1 protein-coding gene is annotated in these 245 nt (G+C 52.7%); it reads left to right on the top strand.

Annotated elements, in window-relative coordinates; all coding sequences use genetic code 11:
* A partial coding sequence (locus SB717_RS38690) for an amino acid permease (RefSeq protein ID WP_410908546.1) occupies positions 1-245 on the top strand: 245 nt, incomplete at both ends.

Raw genomic sequence — 245 nt, 5'->3', positions numbered from 1 at the left:
CTGACCTCTTTTGTCGGGGTCTGCGGGCTGCTCAAGCGCATGACGCTGGACAGGATACTGCCCAATTATTTTCTCAAGGAAAACAGAAAAGGATCCAGCTACAGGATCATCATCGTTTTTCTGGTTTTGTGCCTGTCGGTGCTTCTGGTTACCCGAGGGGACCTGGAATCGCTGGCCGGGGTCTACACTTTTTCCTTTCTGGCCGTTATGGCGCTGTTCGGTCTTGGAAATCTCCTGCTGAAGGC

The sequence above is a fragment of the Priestia sp. SIMBA_032 genome, assembly GCF_046535215.1.
In the GTDB taxonomy this organism is placed as follows: Bacteria; Bacillota; Bacilli; order Bacillales; family Bacillaceae_H; genus Priestia; species Priestia aryabhattai.
Note: the sequence above shows the minus strand (reverse complement) of the source record. Positions and strands in the feature narration are given on the sequence as shown.